The organism is Embleya sp. L77 (genome assembly GCF_055557415.1).
In genome coordinates, this window is the sequence record NZ_CM145709.1 from 4,030,568 (window position 1) to 4,048,174 (window position 17,607).

The 17,607-nt window shown below is 71.0% G+C and carries 16 protein-coding genes; 7 read left to right on the plus strand and 9 right to left on the minus strand.

Translation table 11 applies throughout. The annotated features are described in order from the left end of the window. Positions 1-125: 125 nt before the first annotated feature. From ACZOOI_RS17265 to ACZOOI_RS17280, 4 genes are all read right to left on the minus strand, one after another. Positions 126-1,715: an acyl-CoA synthetase gene (locus ACZOOI_RS17265; protein WP_465276709.1), complete on the minus strand. Its 1,590-nt coding sequence runs from the start codon at positions 1,713-1,715 to the stop codon at positions 126-128. Between the two features lie 2 nt (positions 1,716-1,717). Beyond that, on the minus strand, positions 1,718-2,569 hold the full coding sequence (locus tag ACZOOI_RS17270) for an SDR family oxidoreductase (RefSeq protein WP_465276710.1): 852 nt from the start codon (positions 2,567-2,569) through the stop codon (positions 1,718-1,720). Next, positions 2,566-3,270: a nitroreductase family protein gene (locus ACZOOI_RS17275; protein WP_465276711.1), complete on the minus strand. Its 705-nt coding sequence runs from the start codon at positions 3,268-3,270 to the stop codon at positions 2,566-2,568. The genes ACZOOI_RS17270 and ACZOOI_RS17275 overlap by 4 nt, the downstream gene beginning before the upstream one ends. A gap of 146 nt (positions 3,271-3,416) precedes the next feature. Next, positions 3,417-4,592, minus strand: coding sequence for a CaiB/BaiF CoA transferase family protein (locus ACZOOI_RS17280; RefSeq protein WP_465276712.1), 1,176 nt, complete (start codon positions 4,590-4,592; stop codon positions 3,417-3,419). Positions 4,593-4,819: 227 nt separating this feature from the next. On the opposite strand from ACZOOI_RS17280, the gene ACZOOI_RS17285 reads away from it, so the two are divergent. The 5 genes from ACZOOI_RS17285 (at position 4,820) to ACZOOI_RS17305 (ending at position 10,108) form a co-directional block, all read left to right on the plus strand. Then, positions 4,820-5,446: a TetR/AcrR family transcriptional regulator gene (locus tag ACZOOI_RS17285; protein ID WP_391586653.1), complete on the plus strand. Its 627-nt coding sequence runs from the start codon at positions 4,820-4,822 to the stop codon at positions 5,444-5,446. An 18-nt stretch (positions 5,447-5,464) separates the two neighbouring features. Beyond that, positions 5,465-6,637: a cytochrome P450 gene (locus ACZOOI_RS17290; protein ID WP_465276713.1), complete on the plus strand. Its 1,173-nt coding sequence runs from the start codon at positions 5,465-5,467 to the stop codon at positions 6,635-6,637. 194 nt (positions 6,638-6,831) lie between these two features. Then, the gene (locus tag ACZOOI_RS17295; RefSeq protein ID WP_465276714.1) at positions 6,832-8,667 is read left to right on the plus strand and encodes a serine/threonine protein kinase; all 1,836 of its coding nucleotides are present in this window, start codon (positions 6,832-6,834) and stop codon (positions 8,665-8,667) included. A 120-nt stretch (positions 8,668-8,787) separates the two neighbouring features. Beyond that, the gene (locus ACZOOI_RS17300) at positions 8,788-9,630 is read left to right on the plus strand and encodes a hypothetical protein (RefSeq protein WP_465276715.1); all 843 of its coding nucleotides are present in this window, start codon (positions 8,788-8,790) and stop codon (positions 9,628-9,630) included. Positions 9,631-9,919: 289 nt separating this feature from the next. Continuing rightward, positions 9,920-10,108, plus strand: coding sequence for a DUF397 domain-containing protein (locus tag ACZOOI_RS17305; protein WP_391586657.1), 189 nt, complete (start codon positions 9,920-9,922; stop codon positions 10,106-10,108). Between the two features lie 644 nt (positions 10,109-10,752). Here the strand turns inward: ACZOOI_RS17305 and ACZOOI_RS17310 are convergent. The 5 genes from ACZOOI_RS17310 to ACZOOI_RS17330 form a co-directional block, all read right to left on the minus strand. Further along, entirely contained in the window at positions 10,753-11,658 is a 906-nt protein-coding gene (locus ACZOOI_RS17310; protein WP_465276716.1) for a helix-turn-helix domain-containing protein, read from the minus strand. Positions 11,659-11,871: 213 nt separating this feature from the next. Beyond that, entirely contained in the window at positions 11,872-12,810 is a 939-nt protein-coding gene (locus ACZOOI_RS17315; RefSeq protein WP_465276717.1) for a TauD/TfdA dioxygenase family protein, read from the minus strand. A 44-nt stretch (positions 12,811-12,854) separates the two neighbouring features. After that, complete coding sequence (locus ACZOOI_RS17320; RefSeq protein WP_465276718.1) at positions 12,855-13,544, minus strand: TetR/AcrR family transcriptional regulator; 690 nt, start codon at positions 13,542-13,544, stop codon at positions 12,855-12,857. A gap of 84 nt (positions 13,545-13,628) precedes the next feature. After that, the gene (locus tag ACZOOI_RS17325) at positions 13,629-14,060 is read right to left on the minus strand and encodes a hypothetical protein (protein WP_020556484.1); all 432 of its coding nucleotides are present in this window, start codon (positions 14,058-14,060) and stop codon (positions 13,629-13,631) included. 203 nt (positions 14,061-14,263) lie between these two features. Then, positions 14,264-15,256: a hypothetical protein gene (locus tag ACZOOI_RS17330; RefSeq protein ID WP_465276719.1), complete on the minus strand. Its 993-nt coding sequence runs from the start codon at positions 15,254-15,256 to the stop codon at positions 14,264-14,266. A gap of 328 nt (positions 15,257-15,584) precedes the next feature. On the opposite strand from ACZOOI_RS17330, the gene hemL reads away from it, so the two are divergent. Both hemL and ACZOOI_RS17340 read left to right on the plus strand, forming a co-directional pair. Further along, positions 15,585-16,901, plus strand: coding sequence for a glutamate-1-semialdehyde 2,1-aminomutase (gene hemL, locus ACZOOI_RS17335; protein WP_465276720.1), 1,317 nt, complete (start codon positions 15,585-15,587; stop codon positions 16,899-16,901). 2 nt (positions 16,902-16,903) lie between these two features. Beyond that, positions 16,904-17,584 carry a histidine phosphatase family protein gene (locus tag ACZOOI_RS17340; RefSeq protein WP_391586663.1) on the plus strand — a complete coding sequence of 227 codons (681 nt, stop codon included), beginning with the start codon at positions 16,904-16,906 and terminating at the stop codon, positions 17,582-17,584. Positions 17,585-17,607 lie beyond the last annotated feature (23 nt).

The window sequence follows — 17,607 nt, forward strand, 5'->3', positions numbered from 1 at the left end:
CCGAGCACCCCGCCGCCCCCGAGCGCGTCGGCACGCCCGACCCGGCGCCACCCCCGCAGTCACCCCCGCCGCGTCGGCGCCCTCGACCCGGCCCGCCCCTCACTTCCCGTCCGCGGCCCCACCCCTCACTTCCCGCCCGCGACCGACGCCCCCACCGCCGTCTCCTTCGCCCATCGGTAATCGGGCTTCCCCGCCGGTGTTCGGGGTACCTCCGCGACCGTGACCAGGTCACGCGGGATCTTGTATCCGGCCAGTTGCTCCCGGGCATGCTCGGCCACGTCCTCCGTGGTGAGCGTGTGGCCCGGGCGCAGCGAGACGACCGCGGCCACCCGCTCGCCGAAGCGGGGGTCCGGGATGCCGACCACGACCGCGTCGTACACCGCCGGATGCGCCTTGAGTACGCCCTCGACCTCTTCCGGGAAGACCTTCTCGCCGCCGGTGTTGATGCACACCGAGCCGCGGCCGAGCAGGGTCACGTCGCCGTCGTCCTCGACCCGGGCGAAGTCGCCGGGGATGACCCAGCGCACACCGTCCGGGTCGATGTGGAAGGTCTCCGCGGTCTTGACCGGGTCCTTGTAGTAGCCGATCGGGATGTATCCGGTCCGGGCGATCCGGCCGCTCTCGCCCACGCCCACCGGGCGCAGGTCCTCGCCGAGCACCGCGGTCTTGGGCTTGAGCGGGAAACGGCCGCCGGGGGTCTGCGAGCTGCCCGCGCCGAACTCCGAGGCGCCGAAGCTGTCCGCGATGTACAGGCCGGGGATCAGCCGGGTGAGCTGGGCCTTGACCGACGGGGAGAGCAGCGCGCCGCCGGAACCGATCACCTTGAGCGTTTCCACGCGGTGCTCGCCGCTCTCCAACGCGTCCGCGATCGGACGGGCCATCGCGTCGCCGACCAGCATCATCGTCACGCAGCCCTCACGTTCGACGATGCGCAGGATCTCGGCCGGGTCGTAGCGCAGGCCGGTCCACATCACCGCGGTGCCCGCGCTGAACAGGGTGATCCAGGTCACCCACTGGCCGTTGCCGTGCATCAGCGGCGTGGTCAACATCTGGACCAGCGGGGCGCCCTCGGCCTTGGCGGCGAGCAGTTCGGGATCCGCGATCGGCTCGCCGCCGAAGTTCCCGCCGCCCATCGCCGAGCAGAAGATGTCGTGCGAGCGCCACTCGACGCCCTTGGGGAAGCCGGTGGTCCCGCCGGTGTAGACCATGTACCGGTCCTCGGGAGAGCGCTGCTCGAAGTCGCGAGCACTGCTCTCGGCTGCGAGCGCCGCTTCGTAGTCGATGCTCCCGTCGAGCTTCTCGTCGAACTCGTCCGCGAGCACGAACACGTGCGCGAGCGCCGGCGCGCCGGGACGCACCGCCGCGACCTTGGGCAGGTAACCGCTCTCGACGACCAGCCCGGCCAGGTCCGCGTTGTCGACGATGTAGCGCAGCTCGTCCTCGACGTACCGGTAGTTGATGTTGATCGGCACCATCCGCGCCTTGAACGCGCCGATCATCGCCTCCAGCCACTCGGCCCGGTTGCGCGAGTAGATGCCCACGTGGTCGCCGGTCGCCAGCCCCGCCGAGACGAACGCGTGCGCGACCCGGTTGGCCCGTTCGTCCAGCTCGCGGTAGGTCAGCCGCACCTCGCCCGCGACCAGCGCGAGCCGATCCGGACAGGCGTCCACCACGACCTCGAACAGGTCCGCGAGGTTGAATACCCGCTGGGTCATTGTCAGTTCCCTTCCGCGACGATGCCGCGCAGGCCGTCGGCGCCGAAGACCGGCTCCAGAAAGGCCCGGAAGTCCGGACCCCGGCGCAGATGGTGTCCGCCGTCCACGTTGATGTTCTGGCCGGTGATCCAGGTCGACTCGGGGCCGACCAGGAAGGCCGCGAGCGCGGCGATGTCGTCGGCCCGGCCGACCCGCCCGAGCGGCGTGCACTCCAGGTAGTCGTCCAGGACCGGGCCGCCTCGGGTGACCGCGTCGACCATCTCGGTGGCCACCAGGCCGGGCAGGATGCTGTTCACCCGGACACCGCTCGCGCCGAGTTCGTCGGCGGCGAGTCGGACCAGGTGGTCGATGCCGGCCTTGCTCACGCCGTACGCGCCGAACCAGCGATGCGTCGTCGAGGAGGCGATCGAGGAGATCGCCACGAACGAGCCGCCGCCGGCCGCCGCCATCAGCCGGGCCGTGTGCTTGAGCACGAGCATCGTGCCGGTCAGGTTCAGCTCGACCGTCTCGCGCCACTTGGCGGTGTCGATCGAAGTCAGCGGTCCCATCGTGGAGTTGCCGCCCGCCGAGGCGACCACCGCACGCAGCGGCCCGAGTTCGGCCGCACTCGCCACCGCCGCCCGGACCTGGTCCTCGTCGGTCACGTCGGTCACCGCGTACGCGATGCGCACGCCGTTCGCCGCGTCCTTCTCCAACTCGGCCACCGCGCCGCGCAGTCGGTCCGCACTGCGCCCCGCGATCAGCACGTGCGCGCCGTCCGCGGCGAATCGCCGGGCGCAACCCAGCCCGATTCCGCTGCCTCCTCCGGTCACCAGGGCCACCGTGTCCCGCAGCGGCAGGTCGGCACGTGTCACCGGGCATCTCCTTCGAACGTGGTGGGCACGTACGCCGCACCGTCGGCAGGCCACAACGGCGCCGGCACCTCGAACCCGAGCGGCGCGCCCCAGGTGTTGCGATACGCCACCTCGTGCACCGGCGTCCTGGGCGCCACGCCCCACGTGCCGGTCGGGTAGCCGAACGACACGCAGCACGCCATGTGCCAACCTTCGCCGGCCGGCACCCCGAGTACCTCCAGGACCGCGTCCCGATGCGAGATGCCCAGCACGGCGGTCAACGCGGTGCCCACTCCCTCGGCGCGCGCGGCCAGCATCGCGCTCCACACCGCCGGGAAGATCGAGCCGCCGGTCGGATCGTGTCGGGTGAAGCCGAACATGAACAGCGGCACCTGCTCGAAGTTGTCCGCGAGCCACTGCGACGAGCGCCGCACCCGGACGAAGGACCGGCTCTCCGCACTGTCCGGATCCGCCTCGGCGGCGGCCACGCGCGACGCGTACACGGTCTTCCACAGGTTGTCCATCGCGTCCCGGTACAGCGGGCCGAGTCGGCCCTTGATGCCCGGGTCGTCCACCAGCAGGAAGCGCCAGCCCTGGAAGTTGCCGCCGCTGGGCGCGCGTACCGCCGCGTCCATGATCCGGGCCTGCACGTCGTGCGGGATCGGATCCGGCCCCACCCGGCGCATTGCGCGCGTGGTGTACAGCGCTTCGTGAAGTTCCATACGATCCCCTGCCTGATGCCTGATGCCTGATGCCTGATGCCTGATGCCTGATGCCTGATGCCTGATGCCTGATGCCTGATGCCTGATGCCTGATGCCTGATGCCTGATGCCTGATGCCTGGCGTTCGTGCCGGTGGTGATGCGGGGTCAGACGATCGCGCCCGCGTCCCGCAGGCCCTCGATCTCGGCCGCGTCCAGGCCCCATCCGGCCAGCGCCGCGTCGGTGTCGCCACCCTTCGCGGCCGGGCCCGGGTGCACCGGCCGGGCCGGCACGGGGGCGGGCGTACGGGAGAAGCGCGGTGCGGGGGCCGGTTCGGGCAGGCCGTCGGCGTGCAGGAAGGTGCCCCGCTCGACGTGGTGCGGATGGGCCGGTGCCTCGCCGGGGGAGAGCACCGGCGCGAAGCAGGTCTCGGTGCCTTCCAGGAGCGCACACCACGCATCCCGGGTGCGGCCCGCGAACACCTCGGCGAGCCGGGCCTTCATCGCGGGCCAGTGCGCCGGGTCGTGCTGCTTGGCGAAGTCGGCGAACTCCGGCTCCCCGGCCAGCCCGAGCCGGTGGATCAGCTCGGCCCAGAACCTCGGCTCGATCGCGCCGACCGCGACGTATTTGCCGTCCTCGGTCTCGTACACGTCGTAGAACGGCGCCCCGCCGTCGAGCATGTTGGTCCCGCGCGGGCCGAGCATCCCGGCGGCGCCCATGGTGAACCAGGTCGCGCCCAGCGTGGCGGCGCCGTCGATCATCGCCGCGTCCACCACCTGGCCCTGCCCCGAGCGGCCCGCCTCCAGCAGCGCCGCGACCAGGCCGAAGGCGAGCAGCAGGCCGCCGCCGCCGAAGTCGCCGATCAGGTTGAGCGGAATGCTCGGCGGTTGGCCGGCCCGGCCGATCGGCTCCAGCATCCCGGCCAGCGCGATGTAGTCGATGTCGTGTCCGGCGGCCGACGCGAGCGGCCCGGTCTGCCCCCAGCCGGTGAGCCGGCCGTACACCAGTCGCGGGTTGCGCTCGGCGACCACGTCGGGACCCAGGCCCAGGCGTTCCATCACGCCGGGCCGGAACGGCTCGATGAGCGCGTCGGCGTCGGCGAGCAGGCGCAGTGCGAGCTCGACCCCGTCCGGGTGCTTGAGGTCGACCGCGATCGAGTGCTTGCCCCGGTTCATCGGGTTGCGCGGCGGCTTCGCGAAGCCCTTGCGGGCCTCGTCCGCGCGGTCCACGCGCAGCACCTCCGCGCCCAGGTCGGCGAGCAGCATCCCGCAGAACGGGCCGGGCCCGAGGCCGACGAACTCCACCACGCGAATGCCTGCGAGGGGTCCTTTTCTGGCGGTCACGGCGTCTCCGGCGATCGATCGGGCCCCGAAATTACTGAAACACGTTCTCACTAGATCTGACGAGACGTCAGACTAGACTTCCGTCTCATCCGTAGGCAAGATCACCGCGGAACGAGTCGGCGCACCGCCCGGGACCGCGGCGTCCCGAGCACCCGACCCCGCACCGGCCCCGCATCAAGCCCACGGCACCCAGCCCGAAGCGCGACCCAGAGGACAGGCTCTCTCCCGTGGCCGAACCCCGCACGAGTTCGACGATCACCCTCACCAGATCGCTCACCCGCGACCAACAGGCCCGGCGCGAGCGGCTGGTGCGCGCCGCGTGCGACCTCGCCCTGGAGGGCGGCTACGCGGCCGTGACGATGCACGACGTCGCGGACCGCGCGGGGGTGGCCCGGGCCACCGTGTACCGATACTTCACCTCGAAGAACCACCTGCTGAGCGAGGTGTCCGCGCTGTGGATCGGCGAACTCGCCGACGAGCTCGCCGCCCGGCCGCTGCCTGCGGACCCGGCCGGGCGACTGGCCGCGCTGCTGTGCCGGATCGTCGAGGTCAGCGCGGAGAACCGGCTGCTGACCGAGGCCGTGGTGCAGGCCGCGACCGCGCCGGACCCGTCCGCCGGCCAGTCGCAGGAGACGTTCCACCAGAGCATCCACCGGATCACCGGCCTGGCCTTCGGCGAAACGCCCGATGGCGGGGAGGGCGCCGAGGCCGACCGGCGGCGCGACATCGAGACGGTGCTCGGCCACGTCCTGCTCTCCGGCCTGGTCAGCCTCACCGCGCGGGGCCGCGCGCTCGACGAGGTGCAGGACCTGATGCGTACCGCCGTCCGACTCTTCGTCCCGCTCGACACCTGATCATCCCGGAGGCTTGCCATGACGGCTCCCACGACCCGCGACATCCACCTGCTCGACCGGGACTGGTACGCCGGTGACCCCTTCGCCGACTACGCCTGGCTGCGCGAGCACGCACCCGTGTACTACAGCGAGCGCGCCGGCGTGTGGGGTCTGAGCCGGCACGCCGACCTGGCCTGGGCCGAGCGCAATCCCGAACTGTTCTCCTCGGCCAAGGGCTCGCGTCCGATCGGCTACCCGCAGCCCTCGATGATCGACTCCGACGACCCGACCCACTACCGCCGCCGCAAGCTGGTCTCCAAGGGCTTCACCCCCCGGCAGATCGCCGCGATGGAGGAGCACGTCCGGGACATCGTCACCGCGCTGATCGACGCGATGATCGCGGGCGGCCGCAGCGCCGACCTGGTCCGGCAGTTCTCCGCGCCGCTGCCGATGACGCTGATCGGCGAGCTGCTCGGGGTCGGCGCCGAGCACCGCGACCAGCTCCAGCACTGGGCCGACGTGATGGTGATGCTCTCCGACGGCGGCGAGCTCAGCCACAAGGCGGGCGAGGCGTTCGCCGCATACGTCGCCTACACCACACAGGTGATCGAGGACCGCCGCAAGACCCCCTCCGACGACCTGATCGGAATCCTGGTCGGCGCCGAGATCGACGGCGAGAAGTTGTCCTTCGACGAGCTGATCGGCGAATCCCTGCTGCTGCTCGTGGGCGGCAACGAGACCACGCGCAACGTGATCTCCGGCGGGATCGCCGCGCTCCTGGCCGCCCCGGACCAACTCGCCCGGCTGCGCGCGGACCCGACGCTGATCCCGTCGGCCGTCGAGGAATCGCTGCGGTGGGTGTCGCCGGTGGTCAACATGGCCCGGCACACGACACGTGACGTGGAACTGCACGGCACCGTGATCCCGGCCGACTCGACCGTGATGATGCTCTACGGGGCGGCCAATCGCGACGCCGAGGTGTTCGCCGAGCCGGAGCGCTTCGACGCCTTCCGCACCCCCAACCCGCACATCGCGTTCGGTACCGGGCCGCACTTCTGCCTCGGCTCCTCGTTGGCCCGCCTGGAGATCCGGGTCGCCTTCGAGGAACTGCTGCGCCGGCTGCCCGACCTGCGCCTGGCCCCCGACGCCGAGTTGGCACACGGCCCGTCGTCCTTCATCCGCGGCCTGATCGCGCTGCCCGTCGAGTTCTGAGCCGCCGGCCCGGCCGCCCGCTCGACTCGCCACCCGAGCTAGCGACCCCCCGACCGATCACCCTCCGCCCGCCGGCCCGGACCCGGTCCGAGGGAAGCACCTCGGATCCGGTCCGGACCGGCCGTCCGGGACCCCCCAAATGCGGACAGCCGCGTATTCTCTGGCCAACTGCCGGATGACGAGGGGGATGTCCTGTGAAACCGCTGGAGCCCGAGGACCCGCGGCACATCGGCGGCTACCGGGTGCTCCGCGTGCTGGGGGCGGGCGGCATGGGTCGGGTCTACCTCGGGCGCAACCGGGGTGGTCGGATCGTCGCGATCAAGGTGGTCCGCGCCGAGTGGGCCGACGACCCCGGCTTCCGCGAGCGGTTCCGCCGTGAGGTGGACGCCGCGCGGCGGGTCGGCGGTGCCTGGACCGCGCCGGTGCTGGACGCCGACACCGAGGCCCGCACGCCGTGGGTGGTCACCGGTTACGTCGCCGGACCCAGCGTCTACGAGGCGGTGGCCGGGCGCGGACCGCTGCCCCAGGAGACCGTGCGAACCCTCGGCGCGGGCCTGGCCGAGGCGCTGATCGCGGTGCACGAGGCCGGCCTGGTGCACCGCGACATCAAACCGTCGAACGTGCTTCTGTCCCTGGACGGGCCGCGCGTGATCGACTTCGGCATCTCGCGCGCGATGGACGCCTCGGTGCTCACCCGGACCGGGCACACCGTCGGCTCGCCCGGGTTCATGTCACCCGAGCAGGTCGACGGGCGCGACATCGGGCCGCCCAGCGACGTGTTCTCGCTCGGCTCGGTACTGGTGTTCGCCGCGACCGGGACGGGACCGTTCGGCGAGGGCAGCGGACAGGCGTTGATGTACCGGATCGTCGCGCAGGAGCCGCGCCTGGACGAGCTGCCGGCCGCCCTGCGCGAGATCGTCGGCGCGTGCATGACCAAGCACGCGGCCGCCCGGCCCACCCCGGCCGAGCTGCTCGCCGCGCTGGCGCCGGACGGTACGAGCGACCTGGTGGCGGGCAACTGGCTGCCGCCGGACCTGACCACCGCGCTGTCGCGGCGCGCGATCGAACTGCTCGAACTCGACGACGACGGCGCGCCGGACGCGGGCTCGTTCGTGTCCGCGGGCACCGGCGCGCCCACGTGGGACGACCGCTCGCCCGAGGCGACCGCCCCGCCCCACCCGACCGAGGCCCCGCCCGACCCCACGACCGCCCCGCCCCACCCGACGGAGGCCCCGCCCGGTCTCACGACCCCGCAGCCTCACCCGACGGAGGCTTCGCCCGGCCCCGCGACCCCGCAGCCCCACCCCTCGGAGGTCGCGCCGGGCGCCGCGCCCGCGCAGTCCCCGATCCCCGCGGCCGTCGCCGCAGCGCCCGCGGGCGCTGCACCCGAGACGTACGTGTCGCCGCCGGCCCCGACGCACCGCCCGTGGTGGCGGCGCAGGTGGCCGTATCCGCTCGCCGCCGTGCTGATCGCGGGCGCCGTCGTGCTCGCGCTGCTGCGGCCGTGGGAGGGCGACGAGCACGACCCGGATCGGGTGGCTTCCGGCGAGGGCCACCAGTCGCCGTCGGCCGATGGGGGCCCGCAGGCATCCGGGGGACCGAGCAGCGGTTCGAGCAAGGGGCCGAGCAGCGGTTCGGGCACCGCCGCGCCGCCGAGCGGCTCGGGCACCCTGCCGCAGGTATACCGGGGCACCTGGTCCGGGACCATGCACTCCGATCTGGGCAGTGTCTCCCAGGTCACCGTGACGCTGACGGGTGGGAAGGTGGGCGACAAGAAGGTCGGCATCAGCCTGCTCACCTCCACCGGGCAGTTCGGCGAGAAGGCCGACTGCGAGGCCGACCTGGAACTGCTCTCGGTCTCGGCGGACACCGGCGTGCGATTGACCAGCCACCTGACCCGCAATGGGGGCTGCGCGGACGGCGACATCGAGCTCAAGTCGTTGACCTCGAACACCATGTCCTACGTCGCGCCGGGCGACGGCCTGCTGACCTCGACGTCGCGGGGCACGCTCACCCGCAAGACGGGATGAGCGCCCGACCGGCCGGGAACCATCGCGCGCGGCCCATACGTCAAACTGAACACCTGTCGAATGCGGAACGGCCTGCCGGGCCACAGATGCCCGGTCGAGTGGGGAACGGCGAGTTCGGACATGCGGCACAGCCCTGAGCACGCAGACGACGACCACGACGTGGAGCGACTCGACGAGCGTTTTCGTGAACTCGTCGTGCATCTGGCCCCACGAGTCCCGCTGCCGCCCGTCGCGGGCATCCACAAGGCGGTCCGCCGCCGGCGCCTGCGCAACCGGGCCCTGATCGGCGCCGCCTCCCTCGTGCTGATCGCCGGCGGGGCGACCCTGGTGGGTATCGAGTCCGACGACGGTCCGCCGCCGCGCCGGGAGGCCGCCGCGTCGCAGCCGCCGGTGAGCCCGGTGGCCACCACCCCCGCCCCGGTGCTGAGCGATGCGCTCTACCCGAGCGTGCAGGAGTTTCCGGTGGTGGCCGGGGTGTACGAGAACTGGCGCGTGACGGAGACCCGGCAGGCGCTGACCGAGAGCCTGGGTCCGTGTGCGACGCAGACCATCTCCGGGCTCGGCGCGGTGGAGGCGCAGGAGCGTGTGTTCAACCACGCCGGGCAGGGTGGCGGACTGGTCGTCCTGGTCCGCTACCCGGACGAGCGCACGGCCGAGATGGCGGCCACCGACTTCACCGGCGGCATGGCCGGCTCGTGTCCCACCAACCAGCCCAACCCCGCGGCGGACGGTCGGCCCCGGATCGAGGCGCTGGACCGGTCCGGCGACGCGTGGCGCACCCAGGGGGTGATCAACGGCGACCTGGACCAGTACGTGGACTTCGGCATCGTGCGCAACGGCCCGGTGGTGGCGGTGGTCCGGGAGACGGTGATCGACCCGCCCAAGGCCCCGCCCACGGACCCGTTCCTCCGATTGGTCGACAGCCTCCGGGATCGACTGGGAAAGAACGGATCCGGACCCTGATGTTCCGAATTCACGGCTTTCGCCTCTCTCGTTCGCCGGTCATATCCGGGCGGGTCGGGAATGCTGCGAACGAGTGAGCGACAGGGCAATCCGCCACCTGGCAATTCGCCAGGCGACACCTCTCGATTTCATACGGATGGGTGCGGGCGGATTTCACGTGCAGCCGAGATCGGGCGCTAAGATATGCGCACGCCCTCGAAGTCGGTCAACCCGCAGAGGTGTCGACCCTGCACGGAATCATCCGGTCGGCGGCTTTCCTATTTCCATCGGCCCTATTCGGAGGCAAGTCATGGCGGAGTTCGATCCGCTGGGGCGTGCGTGGCGCAAGAGCAGCGCGAGCGCGAACACCAACTGTGTCGAGGCCAGGCGGGACGACAAGGTCCAGGTCAGGGACTCGAAGGCACCTGCGCCGCGGCTGGCCTTCGGGGCCCGATCATGGGGATCGTTCCTCCATGCCACCGGCCGAATCCCGGATTGAGCGGATCGGTCCGCCACCGGCCCGACGACACTTCGACGGACGAGGCGGCCTGCCGGATGGCAGGCCGCTGAGGAATGGGCCGAAGGCCCGGGGTGAGTCGGTATCCGTTACCCGATGAGGGTGAGCAGTCCGGCGGCGCGAAGCGTGTAGTAAAGCGCTCCTGCGGTGACCGCGGCCACGGCTACCAGCAGAAAGATCACGCGAAGCATCCTCTCGAAGTCGTCCTGCACGAGTTCACCTCCTTTCCCTGATCAAGCGTCCTTTCATGCCGACGGTGTGTACCGTGCAGGGGCGGGGTGGACGGCGTTAATGCCCTCAACTGTGATTGTGCATGGAGATGTCCGCTTCCGCCAGAGTCGGCCGACTCCGCCATGCGCGAGGGAACATACAAAAAAGAACGAGTTGCCCCGATAAGTCGTGAAATCCGACTTCGGAACAACTCGCTCAAAGGCCCGCGGTGGCCGCCGCGAAACCGTACTGCTCATCGACATCGAGCAACGGGTACTCAACTGCCATTATGCGCAGGGAGAGGCAATCAGCCAAGTGGCTCTTGGGATGTATTCAACTCGCATCCTGGCAGCGCGCGTGCAGTCGGTCGGCCGGCCTGCCGCCGGCACGGATGCGGGTGTCCCCATCGTTCCGCATCACTCGACGACGGTGGTGAGCGATGGTGTCGAGCCGGGTGCGAAGCGTTCGAGCGCGGCGTCCAGGGCGGCCGGCGCCGCGTCTCGTGAGGCGAGCTGTTCCAGGCCCCAGAACGTCTCCAGGTAGGAGAGCGGCGAGACGGTCGGCGGGTCCTCCGGGTTGCCCTCGCGAATGATGATGTCGCCCGAGGGGTTCTCGATGAACAGGACCGCCTCGTCCTCCAGGTCGGGGAACTCCATGAGCTGATAGGCGATCCGGGCCCGGGAGTACAGGCCGGCCGAGAACGGGACCACGCGCAGCGTGATCGTGGGCCAGTCCACCAACTCGCGCATGCGGCGGATCTGGTGGCGCATGACGGCCGGGCCGGCGACCGCGCGGTGCATCACGCTCTCGTCGACGATGAAGTGCAGTGTGGGTCCGTCCGGGCGGATCAGCCGCTCCTGACGCTCCATGCGCAGCGCGAGCATCTCGTCGACGGGGAAGTCGGGAGGGTTGAGTATCCGAAGCACCTCGTGCGCGTACTCCTCCGTCTGTAACAGGCCGGGGATCAGCAGCGGTTCGAAGTTGCGGATGACGGTGGCCGAGGACTCGTAGCCGAGGAACACCTTCGCCTCGGTGTCGAGCATGTTTCGGTACGCGTACCACCAGCTGCGTTGCTTCGACGCCTTCGCCATGTCGATGAACTCGGCGACCCGGCTGGGCTCGACGACGCCGTAGTGCTGGAGCAGCGCCTTCAGGTCGGTGGTGGAGACGTTGACCTGACCGGTCTCGATGCGGATCAACTTGGAGAGCGACCAGTCCATTTCCTGCGCGACGTCGCGTTGGATGAAGCCGCAGGCTTCACGCGTCTGACGCAGAAGTGCCCGGAGCCTGCGCCCCTGGAACATCGGGTCCCGTGTACCCATCGGCCGCCCCCCAAAGGCTGTCGGCAGCGATCTCGCATCCAGCGAGGACGCAGAACGGGTGGTGCACAATCGCCACCCGGAGAACAGCATCCCGTCGAATCGGCCGACCCGACAAGCCCCCTCACCGATGTCCGACCGGCGGATCCGACGCCCCCTCCGGTGCGGGAGCGTCGGATCCGGGCGGACCGGGTCGATCGGGGATTCCGGGGGTGGTCAGGCCTCCAGGACGTAGGACTCGGCGCCGTCCGGGCCGACCGAACGGGCGCCCTGCAGGGTCACCCGCTGCATCGAACGGCGCATGCCCGGCGGGACGTCCGTGGGCACCAGATGCACCGTCGCCCGGTTGTCCCAGAACGCGATGCTGCCCGGCTGCCAGCGGAACCGCACGCTGAACTCCGCGTCGGCGATGTGCGCGTAGAGCATTTCCAATATGTGCGCACCCTCCTGCCGGGTCAGTTCGAGGATGTGGCTGGTGAAGTTCGGGTTGACGAACAGCACCTTCTCGTCGGTCTCCGGGTGCACGCGCACCACCGGATGCACCGCGCGCAGACCCTCGCCGAGGAACTGCTTGGCGAGCTTGCCCGGCAGTTCGCCGCGCTTGATCGGCAGCGAGTTGTGGTGCACCGCGTGCAGCCCGTCGAGCAGGTCCTTGAGCGGGTCGGACAGCCGCTCGTAGGCCAGCGCCAGGTTGGCCCACTGGGTGTCGCCGCCGTAGGGCGGCACGATCACTCCGCGCAGGATGGACGCGGTCGGCGGATCGGGAATGAAGGTCACGTCGGTGTGCCAGCGGCTCTCCACGAAGCTGCCGCCGCCGCTGGTGCCCATCTGCTGGTTGTCGAGCAGCAGGATCTCCGGGTGTTCGGGGAACGCGGCGGGCAACGTCGGGTGTCCCGGCGCGAGTTCGCCGAACCGCAGGCCGAACGCCTTGTGCTGCTCCTGGGTCAGGTGCTGGTCGCGGAAGAAGACCACCTTCCACTTCAGCCAGATCGCGCGGATCTCGGCGACCACGTCGTCGGGAAGCGGTCGGGTGAGGTCGACGCCGAAGATCTCCGCGCCGATGTGCCCGGCCATCGGCCGGACCTCCAGGCCCAGCGCGGCGGCCGAGGCGGGGGTGGGGTCCTCGTAGGTGGGCTGATCGATGGTGCTCGTCATTGCCGAACCTCCAGAGCCAGGCGAGGTCCCGCACCGGGCGGAACCTAACGGGATTGTTCGATCGCGGCCTCGGTCCGAGCGGAGACCGGGGCCAGGAAGAGGGCGACGGCGGTGTCGGTCAGGCCCGCCAGGAAGACGTCCCGATCGGTCGGGGTACGCCGACCGGGGTGGTGCAGCGCCATCTCGCGGTCGGCGAGTGCGTGCGTGAGGTAGGACGACAGCAGCACCCAGCGCTCGTCCCGGATCCGGGCGGGCAACTCGACCAGCAGGCCGAGCATGCGCTCGCGCACGGTGTACATCCCGCGCGTCCACTCCTCGCGGGCCAGGTCGCGCACCACGGTGCCCTCCAGGAAGGCGGCGTGCAGGCAAAAGCGCAGGTACCAACCGGGTTTGCCGGGCTCGCCCAGCGTGTCGGCGAGCGGGTAGAGGAACGCCTCGATCAGACCCCGGGCGTCGTTTCCGCCCCCGGCCCGGTCGAGTTCGTCCAGCATCGCCAGGCGTCGAGCGTTCACCGGCTCCATGCGATGCCGGAAGACCGCGTCCACCAGGGCCTCCTTGGACCCGAAGTGGTAGCGCGCCGCGGCGGTGTTGCGCTGCCCGGCCTGGGCACCGATCTCGCGCAGCGACACCCCGTTGATGCCGCGTTCGGCGAACAGCCGTTCCGCGGCCTCGATCATCAGAAGGCGTGCGCCGGCACCGCGGTCCGACGCCGGAGCGCCGTGCGTCCCTGTCATGGACCGCACGTTAAACCGCGTGGGTTAATAACTCAAGTGGGTTAATCGAGAAAGGGTCGGCGCCGGCGCTCCGGGCCGACCGCGTCACGAGTGCATCAGGCAGTACAACTGGTGCCCGGCGTGGTGCAGTTCGCGGGCGAACTTGGTCCAGTCGTGCAGCATCCGGTAGAGCAGATACGCGTCGCGCGGCACCCGCCGGTCCGGGAAGGTCGACCAGATGAAGGCCGCCGCGCCCAGCTCCTCCTCGGTCGCGTTGCGCAGCACGTCCATCAACATCGGCGGCAACTGCATCACCGCGTGCGCGGGATGCAGCACGACCAACTCCAGCGGCGGCGTCGCGTCCTGCGGGGTGTCCCCGAGCAGCGACAGCACCATGGCGCTGACCGTCTCCGGTTTCACGAACGACACATAGGAATTGCTGGGACGTTCCACCGTGTCGGTCGGATCGATCAGCGGAGGCACCCGCGCCGCGGTCGCGCGATCGGGTGCGCCGAAGTACTCATATGTCACGCCCACGTGTGCACCTCCCGACCAAGGTCGGCTCCGTGACACGTGCGCACACCCGTGGCGCCCGACGCCATCGCTCCCTGCTCGCTTGTCTCGGTCTGGTCGGTGATCGAGGGGACTCGTTGAAGATCGTCGCAGGTCATCCGGGCATTCCGTACCGCGGTTGGGTAACAGGTGTGCACCACTCGGAACCGGTCCCGCCCCGGCATGCGTCAGGACTCCCGGCCAGGCGGCCCGCCCGAGAAGGTTTGGCCGAGCGACATGTCGTTCAACGCCTTGACGAATACGCCCGTTCGCACCGAACCGGCCGAACGCGCGGTGATCTTCACCACGTTCGTGCCGACCACCGTCGAGCGTACGTCGGTCAGGACCGCGTTCCACGGCACACCAGCCGCGGTGCTGCCGCCGCCGGAGAACAGGGTGCGCAGTCGATCGGCCTCGGCCCGGGCGGCCGGTTCCGACCCGGTCGCCACACACAGCACGTCGGTTCCCGGCGCGCCGGACTTGCCGGTCACCCCGACCGCGATCCTGGGCCCGTTCGCACTCTCGCCGCCGGCGGCCCGATCGGTGAGCACCGCGACCAGCGGCTTGTCCAGGCAGTCCGCCAGGGCGCGCACGGTCGGGTCCGCGCCGAGTCGGCCGCCGCCGCGGGTGAGGTCGGCGCCCTGGAGCGTCGAGCCGTAGCCGATCTGCCGGTCGGCGACCCGGATCACGTTGAAGTGGTTGCTGCCCAGCGGCAGTTTCTGGGCCAACGCGTCGTCCAGGGCCAACTCGTTGTCGCCGCGCAGCCGTTGTGCACTCGGCGCGGCCGGATCCGGCTTGGCGCCCAGGGCTTGCAGCTTGTCGAGCACGGTCTTCTTGTCGAAGCCGCCGACGAACACCCCGCCCTGGAACGGCGGTCGGCCGGCCGACCAGGCCTCGCGCGCCTTGGTCGGGTCGAAACCCAGGGCCGGAGCCACCTGTTCGCGCAGTCCGCCCAGATCGGGCGAACCGGTCCCGATCAGCGTGCCGTAGGGCCCGGTGGGGGTGGTACCGCCGTTGGCCTTGGTGAGCGCGGCCGTGTCGCCGTACTCGAACCAGCTCCGGGTGGACGCGTCGTCCCGCACCGCGTCCAGGGCGCCGCGCAGCCCCGTCGTACCGCCGTCGTCCGAGTCTTCGTCGCTGCATGCGGCCGTCCCGGCCAGCAACAGCAGCGTCGCCAGCACCGGTCCGAGACCGCCGGCTATCCGGTGGTGTCGCCCGGACCGCCCACCCCGACGTGTTCTCGCCGCCACGCGCGCACCCCGATCGTCGTGCTGCACCCCGCCGGACATGCCTCACCCGTGGGCACGGGTCCGGGTGGCCCGATCATACTGCTCCCGGCCCCCGGTTTCGGTTGCCGGATCCCCGGGAACCAACGCGAATCCGTGCACACCCTCCCCGGCGCCCATGTGGTTGGTCCACTCGGGCGCCCCGGCACCCGGCGTCCGGTGCCTTCGACGCCGCGCCGCCGGCGACGACGAACGTGCCCGATTTGTTTGAGAGCATGACCGGGTGAGCTCTGTCAACGAGAACCCCGCACCCGCCTCCGCCGCCCTGTTCGCGCGTGCGCAGGCCGTCACCCCCGGCGGCGTCAACTCGCCGGTGCGCGCCTTTCGCGCGGTCGGCGGCACGCCCCGCTTCATGGTCTCGGGCCGAGGTCCGTACCTGACCGACGCGGACGGCCGCGAATACGTGGACCTGGTGTGTTCGTGGGGCCCGATGATCCTCGGCCACGCGCACCCCGCCGTACAGGAGGCCGTCCGCGAGGCGGTCGCCCGCGGCACGTCCTTCGGCACGCCCGGCGCCGGCGAGGTCGAACTCGCCGAGGAGATCGTCTCCCGGGTCGCCCCGGTCGAGCAGGTCCGCCTGGTCAGCTCCGGCACCGAGGCCACCATGTCCGCGATCCGCCTCGCCCGCGGCTTCACCGGCCGGGCCAAGGTGATCAAGTTCGCCGGGTGTTACCACGGTCACGTGGACGCGCTGCTGGCCTCGGCCGGCTCCGGCCTGGCCACCTTCGCGCTGCCCGACACGCCCGGGGTGACCGGCGCCTCGGCCGCCGACACGATCGTGCTCCCGTACAACGACCTGGCCGCCGTCGAGTCGGCGTTCGCCGTCAACGGCGACGACATCGCCTGCGTGATCACCGAGGCCGCGCCCGGCAACATGGGCGTGGTCACCCCGCGTCCGGGCTTCAACGCGGGGCTCAAGGCGCTGTGCGAGCGGCACGGCGCGTTGTTCGTCTCCGACGAGGTGATGACCGGCTTCCGGGTGTCCAAGGCGGGCTGGTTCGGCCTGGAGGGCGTGGTGCCCGACCTGATGACCTTCGGCAAGGTGATGGGCGGCGGTTTCCCCGCGGCGGCCTTCGGCGGGCGCTCGGACGTGATGTCCCGGCTGGCCCCGGTCGGCCCGGTCTACCAGGCCGGCACGCTGTCCGGGAACCCGGTCGCCACCGCCGCCGGCGTCACCACGCTGCGGTACTGCACCGAGGCGGTGTACAAGCACCTGGACCGGGTCTCGCTCGCGCTGCGTACCGAGGTCTCGGCCGCCCTGGCCAAGGAGGGCGTGGCGCACACCGTGTCCACCGCCGGGAACATGTTCTCGATCTTCTTCACCGACGGTGTGGTGCACGACTACGACCAGGCACGCACGCAGGAGGCGTTCCGTTTCTCCGCGTTCTTCCACGCGATGCTGGACGCGGGCGTGTACCTGCCGCCGAGCGCGTTCGAGGCGTGGTTCCTGTCCGCGGCCCACGACGACGCGGCCGTGAACCGTATCCTCGACGCGCTGCCGGCCGCAGCCCGCGCCGCAGCGAGTGCCCAGGAGAACTGACGATGGCTCAGAAGCCGCAGACCAATCGCGATGTGACGATCGTGCACCTGATGCGCCACGGCGAGGTGCACAATCCGCACGGCATCCTGTACGGCCGCCTGCCCGACTACCACCTGTCGGACCTGGGCCTGAAGATGGCCGAGCGGGTCGCCGACCACCTCGCCGGGCGCGACATCACGCATGTGGTGTCCTCGCCGCTGGAGCGTGCCCAGGAGACCGCCGCGCCGATCGCGGACCGGCACGGGCTGGAGATCGCCACCGACGATCGGCTGATCGAGGCGGAGAACATCTTCCAGGGCAAGACCTTCGGGGTCGGCGACGGTTCGTTGAAGAACCCGACGCACTGGAAGCACCTCACCAATCCGTTCAAGCCCTCGTGGGGCGAGCCGTACATCGAGCAGGTGGTGCGGATGATGGGCGCGCTGGGCGCCGCCCGGGACGCCGCGCGCGGGCACGAGGCGGTGTGCGTGAGCCACCAGTTGCCGATCTGGGTGACCCGCTCCTTCGTCGAGCGGCGGCGGCTGTGGCACGACCCGCGCAACCGGCAGTGCTCGCTCGCGTCGCTCACCACGTTCACCTACGAGGGGGACAAGATCGTCTCCGTCGGCTACAGCGAACCGGCTCGCGACCTGCTGCCGGCGAAGCTCGCGGGCAAGGCGCAGGGCAAGAGCTTCGGGGCGTGACCCGGGGCGACCGCTTCGGCGCG

Coding starts and splice junctions, on each gene's coding strand:
- ACZOOI_RS17265 (WP_465276709.1), bottom strand. CDS start 1,715: ATGACCCAGCGGGTATTCAACCTCGCGGACCTGTTCGAGGTCGTGGTG.
- ACZOOI_RS17275 (WP_465276711.1), bottom strand. CDS start 3,270: ATGGAACTTCACGAAGCGCTGTACACCACGCGCGCAATGCGCCGGGTG.
- ACZOOI_RS17290 (WP_465276713.1), top strand. CDS start 5,465: ATGACGGCTCCCACGACCCGCGACATCCACCTGCTCGACCGGGACTGG.
- ACZOOI_RS17300 (WP_465276715.1), top strand. CDS start 8,788: ATGCGGCACAGCCCTGAGCACGCAGACGACGACCACGACGTGGAGCGA.
- ACZOOI_RS17305 (WP_391586657.1), top strand. CDS start 9,920: ATGGCGGAGTTCGATCCGCTGGGGCGTGCGTGGCGCAAGAGCAGCGCG.
- ACZOOI_RS17310 (WP_465276716.1), bottom strand. CDS start 11,658: ATGGGTACACGGGACCCGATGTTCCAGGGGCGCAGGCTCCGGGCACTT.
- ACZOOI_RS17315 (WP_465276717.1), bottom strand. CDS start 12,810: ATGACGAGCACCATCGATCAGCCCACCTACGAGGACCCCACCCCCGCC.
- ACZOOI_RS17320 (WP_465276718.1), bottom strand. CDS start 13,544: ATGACAGGGACGCACGGCGCTCCGGCGTCGGACCGCGGTGCCGGCGCA.
- ACZOOI_RS17340 (WP_391586663.1), top strand. CDS start 16,904: ATGGCTCAGAAGCCGCAGACCAATCGCGATGTGACGATCGTGCACCTG.